9 protein-coding genes are annotated in these 12926 nt (G+C 54.9%); 1 reads left to right on the top strand and 8 read right to left on the bottom strand.

Annotation, left to right across the window (positions count from 1 at the left end):
• Position 1: 1 nt before the first annotated feature.
• Genes FCN15_RS01650 through FCN15_RS01660 form a run of 3 tightly spaced genes read right to left on the bottom strand, consistent with a single transcriptional unit; the run spans position 2 to position 4894 of the window.
• Positions 2–2941, bottom strand: a complete 2940-nt coding sequence (locus FCN15_RS01650; RefSeq protein ID WP_138493191.1) for an ABC transporter permease — start codon at positions 2939–2941, stop codon at positions 2–4.
• Positions 2941–4059: an efflux RND transporter periplasmic adaptor subunit gene (locus FCN15_RS01655; protein WP_138493192.1), complete on the bottom strand. Its 1119-nt coding sequence runs from the start codon at positions 4057–4059 to the stop codon at positions 2941–2943. Before FCN15_RS01655 ends, FCN15_RS01650 begins: the two co-directional genes overlap by 1 nt.
• Complete coding sequence (locus FCN15_RS01660) at positions 4025–4894, bottom strand: ABC transporter ATP-binding protein (RefSeq protein WP_238996459.1); 870 nt, start codon at positions 4892–4894, stop codon at positions 4025–4027. Before FCN15_RS01660 ends, FCN15_RS01655 begins: the two co-directional genes overlap by 35 nt.
• Positions 4895–5190: 296 nt before the next feature.
• On the opposite strand from FCN15_RS01660, the gene FCN15_RS01665 reads away from it, so the two are divergent.
• On the top strand, positions 5191–5526 hold the full coding sequence (locus tag FCN15_RS01665; RefSeq protein ID WP_275259470.1) for a GNAT family N-acetyltransferase: 336 nt from the start codon (positions 5191–5193) through the stop codon (positions 5524–5526).
• Between the two features lie 79 nt (positions 5527–5605).
• Here the strand turns inward: FCN15_RS01665 and pyrE are convergent, their stop codons facing one another.
• The 5 genes from pyrE to FCN15_RS01690 all read right to left on the bottom strand — a co-directional run bounded on the left by pyrE (position 5606) and on the right by FCN15_RS01690 (position 12828).
• Complete coding sequence (pyrE, locus tag FCN15_RS01670; RefSeq protein WP_138493194.1) at positions 5606–6247, bottom strand: orotate phosphoribosyltransferase; 642 nt, start codon at positions 6245–6247, stop codon at positions 5606–5608.
• The gene (pyrF, locus tag FCN15_RS01675; RefSeq protein WP_138493195.1) at positions 6240–6977 is read right to left on the bottom strand and encodes an orotidine-5'-phosphate decarboxylase; all 738 of its coding nucleotides are present in this window, start codon (positions 6975–6977) and stop codon (positions 6240–6242) included. Before pyrF ends, pyrE begins: the two co-directional genes overlap by 8 nt.
• 140 nt (positions 6978–7117) lie before the next feature.
• Positions 7118–10345, bottom strand: coding sequence for a carbamoyl-phosphate synthase large subunit (gene carB, locus FCN15_RS01680; protein ID WP_138493196.1), 3228 nt, complete (start codon positions 10343–10345; stop codon positions 7118–7120).
• Between the two features lie 4 nt (positions 10346–10349).
• Entirely contained in the window at positions 10350–11486 is a 1137-nt protein-coding gene (locus tag FCN15_RS01685) for a carbamoyl phosphate synthase small subunit (RefSeq protein ID WP_138493197.1), read from the bottom strand.
• A 46-nt stretch (positions 11487–11532) separates the two neighbouring features.
• Positions 11533–12828 (bottom strand): dihydroorotase, encoded by a 1296-nt coding sequence (locus FCN15_RS01690; RefSeq protein ID WP_138493198.1) that lies wholly within the window; start codon positions 12826–12828, stop codon positions 11533–11535.
• Positions 12829–12926: the final 98 nt, after the last annotated feature.

A 12926-nucleotide genomic window follows, 5' to 3' on the forward strand; every position in this document is an offset into this window, starting at 1 on the left:
CTCAGCGCTCCTCTCCGAGTTTAACCGCCTGATGCACCTTCAGCCTCCGGATCTGCCAGAGAAGCAGCGCCGCTCCAAGCAGCAGCATCACCAGCACGACGGCATAAAGCTGAAGCGTATCTCCCGCATTAAAGACGATCCGGAACGGTGGAACCTGAGAGGTTACATTGTCAGTCGTCTGCAGAAACGGCAAATAGAGCTTGCCGGCCAGCTTGCCGATACCGATCCCCAGCACTATGGACAGTCCCGCGGTCAGGATCTGCTCTGCAAGCAGCATCATCGTCAGCTGCCGGCGCGACAGGCCCATGGCCCGCAGAATGCCGAACTGTACAACCCGGCTGGACAGGTTAAAGATCCAGTAGAGCACATATCCGATCAAGGAGACGATTACGGAGAGCAGAAAGCCCAGGCTTAGAATGCCAAACACTCCGCCGCGGGTCGGAAGCTTGCTCTGGATGGCCAGCTCGCTGCGCACATCCTTAACAGAGGATAACTCGATGCCTTGGCCGGCCAGCACCGGGATCAGCGGGGCGACTTTGGCGCCGGGCTTCATTTTCAGCCAGACTTCATACGGGATCATGGGAACCTGATCATAGATATAATCCAGATTCGCAACGACGAAAGGCGTCTTATCCGGATATTCGGTCGGCCAATAAGGAATGATGCCGTACACTACAAAGTCAACCAGCTTATCCTGCAAGGACAGCGAAATAACGTCTCCAGGCTTTAATTGAAACTTCTTCGCCAGATTGGAGGGAATCAGCGCCGCGCTTTCGTTCATCCCGAGATAATTTAAATAGTAGTAAGGATGGATCGGAAACAGATCATTCCTGAACCAGGCAACTTTGGCAAAATCGACATTGTCGATTCCCATCAGGCTGCCCTGGCCCGCTGATTTGCCGGAGATCACGATGCTCGCTTTGGTCTGCAGCACTCTGGCCGCCGCTTCTACCCCCTCCAAACGGCGGAATACCTCAAACGGGGGCTCGGAGTAGATGATTTTGGCCGGGGCTGACGCCTGGCCGCCAATACCTCCGCCAGCTCCCCCGCCGGCTCCCGGCATACCGCCGCCAGTGCCTGACTGGGCTCCGCCGCTTCCGCCGCCCGAGCCCGAGCCTGAGCCGCTGCCGCTTTGTGAACCCCGCGATACCTCCGGCGTCCCTTCCCATACCGTCTGCATCACCACGTCCGTGCCATACTGATACAGCGTCCGCTCCGTGGAATTCAGGTCGATGGTTCTGGCCGCCGATGCGTTGTAAATGCCCAGCCCAAGGGTAAGCACCAGCAGGATCATGAGCGGATAATACGAGGCCGCAGACCGGGACAGCTGGGTCAGGCTGAGATAATACGGAACGGGCAGCCAGCGCTTGAAGGCCCAGCCCAGCAGCCGGAGAATCCATGGGAAGATGCGCAGGAAGAACAGCCCGCCTGCAAATATCGCCAGTGCCGGTACAAAGAACAGGAACGGCTGAACCTGAAGCTCATCCGTCGTCATCCCGGTTTGGAACGTAAGCATCTGCCGGTCATAGAAGAGATAGTAGCCGTATCCGGCAAGCCCGAGCAGCAGCACATCCACAAACCATCGCTGCCAGGCTGGGCTCCGGTCCTTGCGTGCCTGCTTCCGCTTTGTGCTGACGATCGAGGAACGCGCATAAACAACGGCCGGAATCAGAGTGGACAAGATCGCCAGAAGCACCGCAGCACCGCCAAGGGCAAGCGCGTCCCGGTTAAATCCGACCGGCAGCGATTTGCGGTCCACAAAGGTCAGGAAGCCATCTGCTGAGCCGATTGATTTGGCCATAAACCAGCCCAGGAAAGGCCCGGCGATCATGGCGATCGCGCCGAGAAGGATGCTTTCAAGCAGATAAATAAAAATAATTTGTCTGGTAGATGCACCGCGGCTGCGCAGAACCGCAATGTCACTCTGCTGCCGGTCCAGCGCCTGGCGGGAATTCATCACAATATAATAGAAGACCATGGCAATCATCGGTGCCGCCAGTGTGAATAACAAGGTCTGCAGCTGCAGGCTCTGCCTGCGGAATTCATCCAGCAGATCCCCAAACGAAATATCGACTTTGGTATCCTTCAGCTTCTGGTACAGCTCAATATCCAGCCTTTCCAGCGTACTGGAGAGAGCCGGCAGCTGCCCCGTCTTGATCTCCCGGAGATCAAACGCGTAATACCACTGCGCGCCGTGCAGCGGTACCTGCTTGGCAAGCAGTTTTTCATTAAAGGACTGTTCGCTGATATAAAAGCTGTTCATCATGCCTTGAAGACCTTGAACCCAGTAGGGATCGCTGTCCTTGAGCGGTTTGACTGTGCCGACGATCTTGACTCTGAGCGTTAAATCCAGTCCGCTGTACACCGGATATTCCATAATATCGCCGACATGGAGATCGTTCTGGTACATTCCGTCTTCCAGCATAACCGCTTCAAGGACACCTTCGTCGTTCCCGGCCTCAGTCTGGCCGCTTCCGCTGCCGTCAGCAAACAACCGGCCGCTCGCGACTTCCACATGGTCCTTCAGCCCGGACATCGTCATGATCGACATGGTGCGGGTACGGCTGGCATCCACCTTGGCGGGGTCTTCAGGGGATACCTCCGTACTGCGGATGGAACGGGAGCTGACGTAGACCTGATAAGGGAAGCCGATCATGCCCGGCACATCCTTGCGGATATAATCGTCAACCGCTTTAAATCCGGCCTGATCCGTCTTCGTTCCGCCCGCAGCCTGATAACTCATGAGCAGCGAGCCTGCCGGAAGCCCGGAGCTTTGCTCTTCAAGCGATTTGGCGACCACGCGTTTCAGCGCGCCGTCCGCGTACATCGGGATGCTCACGGTGAAAGAAACGGCAACAATCAGGCCAAGCAGCGTACTGATCGTCATCCATTTCATATTCCACATTTTGCGGAATAAAAATTTGATTAGCGGCATTCCCATCAGCTGCCCACTACTTTCTGCCCGGGTTCAAGCCCCTTCAAAATCTCCACATCCGTCGAGGTCTGCTGACCGACTTCCACATCGACTTCCCGTTTGCTTCCGTCGGCTTCCACCACCTGCACATAAGTCCGGGAACCGATCGAGCGCAGCGCGGATATAGGAATTAAGATGGCATTTTCCTTGCGCTGGGTCACAATCTTGACGCTGAGCGGTGTTCCTCTGTTCAGCCCGGCCGGCATTTTGTCCAGCTGGACAATCAGGTATTTATCCAAAGAATCCTGGGAACCCGGATCTCCGCTCCCGTCTCCTCCTGTTCCGCTTCCTCCGCTTCCATTCGTCCCGTCCGTATCGTTCTCGGGAACCGGCATCACCTTGACTTTCCCTTCGAAAGTGCCTGCTGCATTGATGTCTACAGTTGCTGTCATGCCAACCGCTACCTTCTCCAGGTCTTCCTTTGCAAAAGAAGCCGCAACGACCAGATTGGACGTATCCGCGATGACAGCAACCGGGTCATAGGCCTCGGCAGCGTCGCCCTTGTTGGCATCAACAGACAGAACGCTTCCAGAGAACGGAGCCGTGAGCACGCCTTTGGCAATTTCAGCCTCAAGATCACTCAGCTCGGATCTGGCTTCTTCAAATACAATGGACGCTTCTTCAAATTCGATCGGATCCATCTCGTCTTTCTTCCGCAGCGTCTCCTTCATAGTCACTTCCTGCTTGCGGAATTCGAGCCGCTTCTGCCTAAGCTGCTTCTGCAGATCCTCAACATCCAAAGTGGCAATCACTGCTCCAGCGGCAACCTTATCGCCCGGCTTGATATTGACCTCTTTAATATGTAAGCCGTCAACCGTAAAATAGACCGATTCTTCGCGCTGGCTCTTTAAACTGCCAACAGCGCTTACGGACGTTTCGAGCGTCTCGCTTCGAACGGTGTACTCCGGTTTCTTGGAGATCGTCGGCGGTGTAATGACAGGCAGCGCCTCTTCTTCTTCCTCCTTCGGAAGCAGGCTGCAGCCGGACGCGGTCAGCACCACGAATGCCAAAGCCATCAGGCCTGCCGCATGCCGGATTCGCCTGCCTCTCCTAGATGAATCTGCCGTCCACCATTTCGTAAACATGGTCTGCTACCTCCAAAATCGTAGGATCGTGTGTAGTCATACAAATGGTCATTCCCTCGGATTCGATAATATTCCGGAACACCGCCATCACCTGGGCGCCCATCTGCGAATCCAGATTGGCTGTCGGTTCATCCGCCAGCAGCAGGCGGGGTCTGTGTGCGATTGCTTTGGCAATGGCAACACGCTGCTGCTCGCCGCCGGACAGCTCACCCGGCCTGTGGTCCATTCTTTTTCCAAGTCCGACAAGCTCCAGGCAATACGCCGCTCTGCTCTTCCATTCCGACGCAGGCACGCCGGCCATCCTCAGGGACAGCTCTACGTTCTCTCTGGCGGACAGCAGGGGGAGCAGGGCATACGCCTGAAAAATAAACCCGATCTGCTTTCGCCGCAGCTCGGTCCGTTTGGCGTCGTTCCAGATATGCAGGGGCTGGTTAAGGAACCAGATTTCTCCTTCTGTGGGCTGGTCAAGTCCCCCCAGCATGTTCAGCAGGGTTGTTTTGCCCGAGCCCGAGCGGCCCTTCAGCATGACAAGCTGGTTCTCGGAAATTTCCATGTCGATGCCCTTCAGCACCTGCAGGGTGGAACCTCCCACAGGAAAGGACCTCCGGACATTGCCGACCTTCAGTATAATAGACCTTTCGGGCTCTCTTTCCTTTTCTCTTTCTTTCTCTCTTTCCCTCCATTCTTCCGGCTGCTGCACGAGCTGCCTTGATCCCTCTTGTTCATGTTCTGCTTCATCCTTTGTCCCGGACGCCTCCATCCCCTCCGCAGCCAATTCTGATTGATCTGCCGATAGGACCGCGCCGCCGGACTGCCTCCGAAACCATCGCCTCATGTAAGCACTCCTTGTCTGGCTATGTAATTCTAGTGAATCGGATGTCGTCATTATAAACGAAACGAGTTACCAAAAAGTTACAATCCTTTCCCACTTCACAAACAATTTTGTTATCAGGAACCTCTCAAGCTAGAATGTGTAAATAAGGAGAATTAGAGGACATTTTCAGGCTAAGCCGAAATAGAGAAGGAGGCAGCAAAGTTCATTAGAGAGGAAGATCGATCATAGCTGGTATATATTACGATTCTGACAAAGAGGCAATCAGCGGGGAGGCGCTTCAGGAGTTATTTCTGTCCCTGGAATGGGAGTCCGGCAAATATCCGGATGAGCTTCTGCAGGCCATACGCGGGTCTCATTCGGTTGCTGCGGCATGGGATGGACAGCGGCTTGTCGGTTTAATTAACGCCCTATCGGACGGTGCTTTAACCGCCTATTTCCACTACATGCTCGTGAATCCGGAGTATCAGGGGCAAGGCATCGGCCGGGAGCTGATGAACAGGATGCTTGAGCGGTATCGAGATTATAAAACCAAGGTGCTGATCTCTTATCCGGATGCCGTAGAGTTTTATACAAAAAATGGGTTTCATTCCGAAGACGGAGCCGTTCCGATGTTTATTTCCGAGCTTGTCTGACGGATATAATTGAAAAATCAAGCAAAAAGAGAGACATCCGGCCTTTCGGTCAATGTCTCTCTTCATTTTGCCTAGTCTATTATTTTCCAAAAGAAGCCGGATCCTCGCGCCATGACTTCAGCAGCTCCAGATCCTCCTGCTTGATGCTGCCCAGCTCAACCGCCTTTTCCGTCAATGCCGTGTAGTTGGACAAGGTCTGCAGCGGAATGCCCGCCTCGGCAAAAGCGCTTGTCGCTTTCTCCAGCTGGTAGCTGAAGATCGCCAGCACCGCCAGCGGCTCGGCGCCTGCTTCTTTGACCGCCAGCGCGGCTTTCAGGGAGCTTCCGCCTGTCGAGATCAGGTCCTCAATAACGATGACCTTCTGCCCAGGCTTGATCAGGCCTTCGATCATGTTCTCCTTGCCGTGGCCTTTGGCTTTATCCCGGATATACGCCATTGGCAGGCCAAGCTTCTGCGAAACGAAAGCCGCGTGCGGAATGCCCGCAGTGGCCGTACCGGCAATCACTTCGGTATCCGGATACTGCTCCCGGATGATGGAAGCGAACGATTCTGCAATCAAATCGCGGACCTCAGGGTAAGACATCGTCAGCCGGTTATCGCAATAAATCGGAGACTTGATGCCGGATGTCCATGTAAAAGGCTGATGCGGACGCAAAGCCACCGCTTTAATTTCCAGCAGCGAGCTGGCGATCTGCTTCGCAATTGTTTCCAAATTAGACATATAGATTCATCTCCTCTATGATTTGCAGCGCGGCTTCCCTAGGGTCGGCCGCCGCTGTAATTGGACGTCCGACTACAATGAAGTCCGTCCCCTGCTCCATGGCTTGTCCCGGCGTCAAGATGCGCGACTGGTCGCCGGTCTCGCTGCCGGCCGGCCGGATTCCGGGTGTCACGGTAATGAAACCGGACCCGCAGGCGGCCTTAATTGCTTTCACTTCAAGCGGCGATGCCACAACGCCGTGAAGGCCCGCTTGTTTGGCAAGCGCCGCGTAGTTGAGCACAGCCTGCTCGACGCTTCCCGCGATACCGATTTCGTTGTTCAGTGTCTCCTGATCCGTGCTGGTCAGCTGCGTTACCGCAATAATCAGCGGGATGTTAAGTCCGCCGATTTGCCCAGCCGCGTTGGCAGCGCCTTCGTAGGCGGCCTGCATCATTTTTACGCCGCCTGCAGCATGGACGTTAAACATATCCACCCCGAGGCGGGTGATGCTGTCCGCACCGCCTTTAACCGTATTGGGGATGTCGTGCATTTTTAAATCCAGGAATACGGAGTAGCCTTTATCCTTCAATTCTCTTATAAAATCCGGGCCAGCCGCATAATACAGCTGCATTCCCACTTTCATATAACAAGGGATTCCCTCCAGACGCTGAATGAGCGCCCGGGCTTCTTCCGCTGATTTGAAATCAAGCGCGACCATCAGCCGGTTCGCTGCCTTCATATCCATACCCATGCCTGCTCCCCCTATTCTAAAAAAAGCTTATTTCTCTTCCTTTAAACGCTGCCTGACAGATAAACGCTGCCTGACAGACGTTTTGGCGGAAGAAAACCGGGGCGGCTTTGAAGTGCCCCGGTTTATGGCGGTCAATCGTCTTATTTCACGCTGCCGACCGGCAGGGACGGCATAGCTTGAGAGGAGAAGTTAATGGATTGCAGCATGCTGAGCAGCGCCGCAGCCGTATCCAGGGAGGTCATACAGAACACTCCGTTCTCAACCGCTTCGCGGCGGATGCGGAAGCCGTCTCTTGCAGGCTCTTTGCCTTTTGTCAGCGTATTGATTACAAAGTGTGCCTGGCCGGTGCGGATCATATCCAGAATATTCGGCGTTCCTTCACTCAGCTTGTTGACCGTAGTCACGCGCAGGCCTTGCTCTTCAAGGGCATGAGCCGTACCCCCGGTAGCGATAATTTTATATCCTAGGTTGTAGAAGCCTTTCAGCAGCTCAATCGCTTCAGCTTTGTCTTTATCGGCCACAGTTGCGATAATCGCGCCCGCTGTAGGGATTTTGATGCCTGAACCGATCAAGCCTTTGTACAGCGCTTTGGCAAACTGCGGATCGCGGCCCATTACCTCGCCGGTCGACTTCATTTCAGGTCCGAGAGTGGTATCTACCCGGCGCAGCTTGGCGAAAGAGAACACCGGCACTTTTACAGACACATAGTCCGGCTCCGGCCACAAGCCTTCGGAATACCCTTGGCTTGCAAGCGAAGTACCAAGGATCGCTTTGGTAGCCAAATTCGCCATCGGAATGTTCGTCACCTTGCTCAGGAACGGCACCGTTCTGGAGGAGCGCGGATTCACTTCGATTACGTAAACCTCATTTTTATAGATGACAAACTGGATGTTCACCAGACCTACTGTCTTCAGTTCCTTGGCAATTTTGATTGTAATTTCAACAATCTTGTCTTTCAGGGACGCATCAAGATACTGCGGCGGATACACAGCGATGGAGTCGCCGGAGTGAACGCCGGCCCGCTCCACATGCTCCATGATGCCAGGGATCAGAACCGTTTCTCCGTCACAGATCGCGTCGACTTCAACCTCTTTGCCCATCATGTAGCGGTCAATCAGAACCGGATGATCCGGGTTGATTTGTACGGCCTCTTCCATGTACTCCAGCAGCTCCTCGTCGGAGTAGACGATCTGCATCGCACGTCCGCCAAGCACGTAGGAAGGACGGACCAGCACCGGATATCCAAGCGATTGGGCGGTATCTACGGCCTGATCCACCGAGGTTACCGTGCTGCCCTGCGGCTGGGCAATGTTCAGTCTGGAGAGCAGCGCTTCAAATTTCTTGCGGTCCTCCGCTTCGTCAATGCTTTCCAGGGAGGTACCCAGAATGTTCACGCCAGCTGCCTTCAGCGGCGCCGCAAGGTTGATTGCCGTTTGGCCGCCAAACTGTACGATTACGCCGATCGGCTGCTCCTGCTCGATTACATTCATTACGTCCTCAAAGAACAGCGGCTCGAAGTACAGTCTGTCAGATGTATTGAAGTCCGTCGACACCGTCTCCGGGTTGTTATTGATGATAACGGCCTCATAACCTGCGTTTTGAATCGCCCACACCGCATGTACGGTGGAGTAGTCAAACTCGATGCCCTGGCCGATGCGGATTGGACCGGAGCCAAGCACGACTACCTTTTGCTTCTCCGAATCGGTTACTTCATTCTCTGTTTCATAAGTCGAGTAATAGTAAGGGGTGGTTGCTTCAAACTCGGCAGCGCAGGTATCAACCATCTTGTAGACCGGACGCAGACCGTTATCCAGACGGAAACTGCGCACTTCCTTCTCAGCAGTCAGGCTGCTGAAACCGCCCTGCTTGCGGAGTTCGGCAATCGCACGGTCTGTAAAGCCCATCCGTTTCGCTTCGTACAGGGTTTCGTAGCTCAGCTGCTCTTCACTGCTGATCTTCTCCTCAAAGTTGACGATGCGTTCGATTTTGTCCAGGAACCACCAGTCCACGTTGGTCAGATCATGGATCTGCTGCAGGTCGTATCCGCGGCGGAACGCTTCCGCGATCAGGAACATGCGCTCATCGTCCGGCTTCATCAAACGTGCGTCCAAGGTCTCTTGATCCAGCTTATCTGCGCCTTTCAGGTACAGGCGGTGCGTGCCGATTTCAAGCGAGCGGACCGCTTTATGGATGGATTCCTCAAAAGTACGGCCAATCGCCATTACCTCGCCGGTCGCCTTCATCTGCGTACCGAGCTTGCGGTTGGCATGTGTGAATTTATCAAACGGCCAGCGCGGGATTTTGCTGACGATGTAGTCCAAGGTCGGCTCGAAGCAGGCATAGGTCTGGCCTGTAACCGGGTTGACGATTTCGTCAAGCGTGTAGCCGAGCGCGATCTTTGCCGCCATTTTGGCGATCGGATAACCGGTGGCTTTGGAAGCCAGCGCGGAAGAGCGGCTTACCCGCGGATTTACTTCGATGACATAGTATTGGAAGCTCTGCGGATCAAGGGCGAACTGGACGTTACAGCCGCCTTCGATGTTCAGGGCGCGAATGATTTTCAGGGATGCGGACCGGAGCATCTGGTACTCGCGGTCGGACAGCGTCTGGCTTGGCGCTACGACGATGCTGTCACCGGTATGTACGCCGACCGGATCAAAGTTCTCCATGTTGCAGACTACGATGCAGTTGTCGTTCGCATCGCGCATAACTTCATATTCGACTTCCTTCATTCCCGCGATGGATTTCTCAACCAGACACTGGGTGATTGGGCTGTAGCGCAGGCCGGAGGATACCGTTTCGCGCAGCTCCTCTTCATCGGCGCAGATGCCGCCGCCCGTACCGCCGAGCGTGTAGGCAGGGCGGACAATCAGCGGATAACCGATTTCTCCTGCGAACTCAAGCGCTTCTTCCAGCGTCTGTACGATGGTGCTTTCCGGTACCGGCTGCTCCAGCTCGCGCATCAGTTCGCGGAACAGGTCGCGGTCCTCCGCTTTCTCAATGGAGGTCAGCTGTGTGCCGAGCAGCTTCACATTTTCCCGCTCCAGCACGCCTGCGCGGGCAAGTTCAACTGCCATGTTAAGGCCGGTTTGGCCGCCAAGCGTCGGCAGCAGGCCGTCCGGACGCTCCTGGCGGATAATCTGGGTTACAAAATCAAGGGTGATCGGTTCGATATATACCTTGTCAGCCATGTTGGTATCGGTCATGATTGTAGCCGGATTGCTGTTGATCAGGACTACTTCCACGCCTTCTTCTTTCAGGGCCTGGCAGGCCTGTGTACCAGCGTAATCAAACTCAGCCGCCTGGCCGATGACAATCGGGCCGGAGCCGATGACGAGGATTTTCTTCAAGTCTTTATTAATAGGCATAGGTTTACAGAGCTCCTTTCGCAGCGGCTACCAGTTCAGCCTGACGCGGTTTCTGGGGATGAAGGCGTTTGTGTTCGCGGATCATTTCAAGGAACCGGTCGAACAGATAACTGTTATCATAAGGTCCTGGTGCTGCTTCCGGATGGTACTGTACCGAAAACGCCGGGTACTTCTTATGCTTCAAGCCTTCAATCGTCTTGTCGTTATTGTTGATGTGCGTCACTTCCAGATCGGTTCCGGCAATCGAAGCCTCGGTCACGGTATAGCCGTGGTTCTGGGAAGTGATGAAGCAGCGTCCGGATTCCAGCTCTTTCACCGGATGGTTGCCGCCGCGGTGGCCGAACTTCAGGCTTTCCGTGTCCGCCCCGCAGGCATGCGCGAACAGCTGATGGCCGAGACAGATGCCGAAGATCGGGTATTCGCCGAGCAGCTCAGAGATCATTTTTGCCGCATAAGGAACGTCTTTCGGGTCCCCAGGGCCGTTGGACAGCTGGATGCCGTCCGGGTGCAGCTTGCGGATTTCATCAGCCGTTGTATCATGCGGAACCACAACGACGTCGCAGCCGCGTTTGGCAAGCTCTTTCACGATGCCGCTCTTCGCGCCAAAGTCCACCAGGACAATACGTTCGCCGGAGCCAGGGACGCTGTAAACGCGCTGTGTCGAGGTTTTGGCCACCTGATCGCGCAGCTCGTGGATGCTGGTTTGGCCGATCAATTCCTGCAGCTCTGTAATGGATTTATTGCTGGTTGTAAGAATACCCTTCATTGTGCCGTACTGGCGGATGATTCTGGTCAGCATTCGGGTGTCAATGCCGCTGATGGCCGGAATTCCGTACTCCTTCAGCAGGTCTTCGATGCTGTACTGAGCGCGCCAGTTGCTTGGCACAGGCTCATGACGGCGGACCACAAAACCGTGGATAGATGGAGCCACCGATTCAAAATCATCCCGCGTAATGCCGTAGTTTCCGATCAGCGGATATGTCATCGTAACGATCTGCCCGCAGTAAGACGGGTCTGACAGCACTTCCTGATAGCCTGTAATTCCTGTATTAAAAACAACCTCGCCGGTCTTCTCTACTTCCGCACCAAAAGACGTGCCGGTAAACAATGTGCCGTCTTCCAACAATAATCTTGCCTGCACCTTTGATCCTCTCCCCGATTAAAAAATGTACTTTCGTTTTATGTGTCTAGTTGAGCACGCGTTCTTCGGCCCAAGTGATTTTTCCATCTACAATCGCCGCAGCCGGCCAGCCTTTGAGGCTCCAGCCGCCAAACGGCGTGTTGCGTCCTTTCGTTGCAAAAGTACTCGGATCCACCGTCTTCTCCGTCTCCAGATCCACAATCGTGATATCGGCCGGTGCTCCCACTTCGAGGCGTCCGGTCTTTAGGCCAAATACCCGGGCCGGATCGGCCGTCATGCGCTGTACAAGCATTTGCAGCGTCCACAATCCTGTCTCAACAAACTTGGTATAGAGAAGCGGGAAGGCCGTTTCGAAACCGACGATACCGAAAGGCGCCAGCTGCATGCCCTTGGCTTTCTCCTCCTCGCTGTGCGGGGCGTGGTCCGTTACTACAATGTCGATCGTGCCGTCCTGAAGCGCAGCGATGCAGGCTTCCACGTCGCGGCGCGAGCGGAGCGGCGGATTCATTTTCCAGTTGGCATCCAGCCCCGGAATATCCTCTTCACTCAGCAGCAGATGATGCGGGCATACCTCCGCAGTTACGTTGATGCCGATCTCCTTCGCCTGGCGGATCAGGCGGATGGACTGCTCTGTGCTGACATGGCAGACATGGTAATGAACCCCTGTTGCCTCAGCCAGCAGAATATCGCGCCCGACATGAATCGCTTCCGATTCGTTCGGGATGCCTTTCAGGCCGTGCTTTCTGGCGAATTCGCCTTCTGCTACCGGAGCGCCTTCTACCAGGGAGTTATCCTCACAGTGGGCGATCACCGGCATATTCATGGAGGCCGCCAAAGCCATCGCGTCCTTCATCATCTGCGCACTTTGTACCCCTACGCCGTCATCGGTAAAACCAATGGCTCCCGCTTCTTTCAATGCGGCAAAGTCTGTCAGCTCTCTTCCGAGCTCATTCACCGTAATCGCTGCGTAAGGCAGCACCTTGACGAGCCCGGCTTCTTTCGCTTTGTCAAGAACCAGCTTGACGGTTTCCGGGTCGTCCGTTACCGGACGGGTGTTCGGCATACAGGCGATGGTCGTAAAGCCGCCTTTCGCGGCAGACAGGCTGCCGGTTGCAATCGTTTCTTTATGCTCGAATCCCGGCTCCCGCAGATGGACGTGCATGTCGATGAAGCCCGGTGTGACCAGTTTACCAGCCGCATCTATAACTTCAGCGCCCTCCAGGTTGACTGCCGTTCCTTGATCCAAAATTCCGGAGATGATTCCGTCCTGGGCCGTGATGGTCTTAAGCTCCAGCTCTCCGTCCGCATTTAATACGTTGGCGTTTGTGATGATTAATGGCATAAGGTACCTCCGCTTATCTACTGAAAAATTTTCTATTGGAAAATTTGCTTGATCTTCTATTTGAATGTCCGCTTATCTAAGGGCTGGCAGCCTGCAGC

It is taken from the genome of Paenibacillus pinistramenti, assembly GCF_005869875.1.
In the GTDB taxonomy this organism is placed as follows: domain Bacteria; phylum Bacillota; class Bacilli; order Paenibacillales; family Paenibacillaceae; genus Fontibacillus; species Fontibacillus pinistramenti.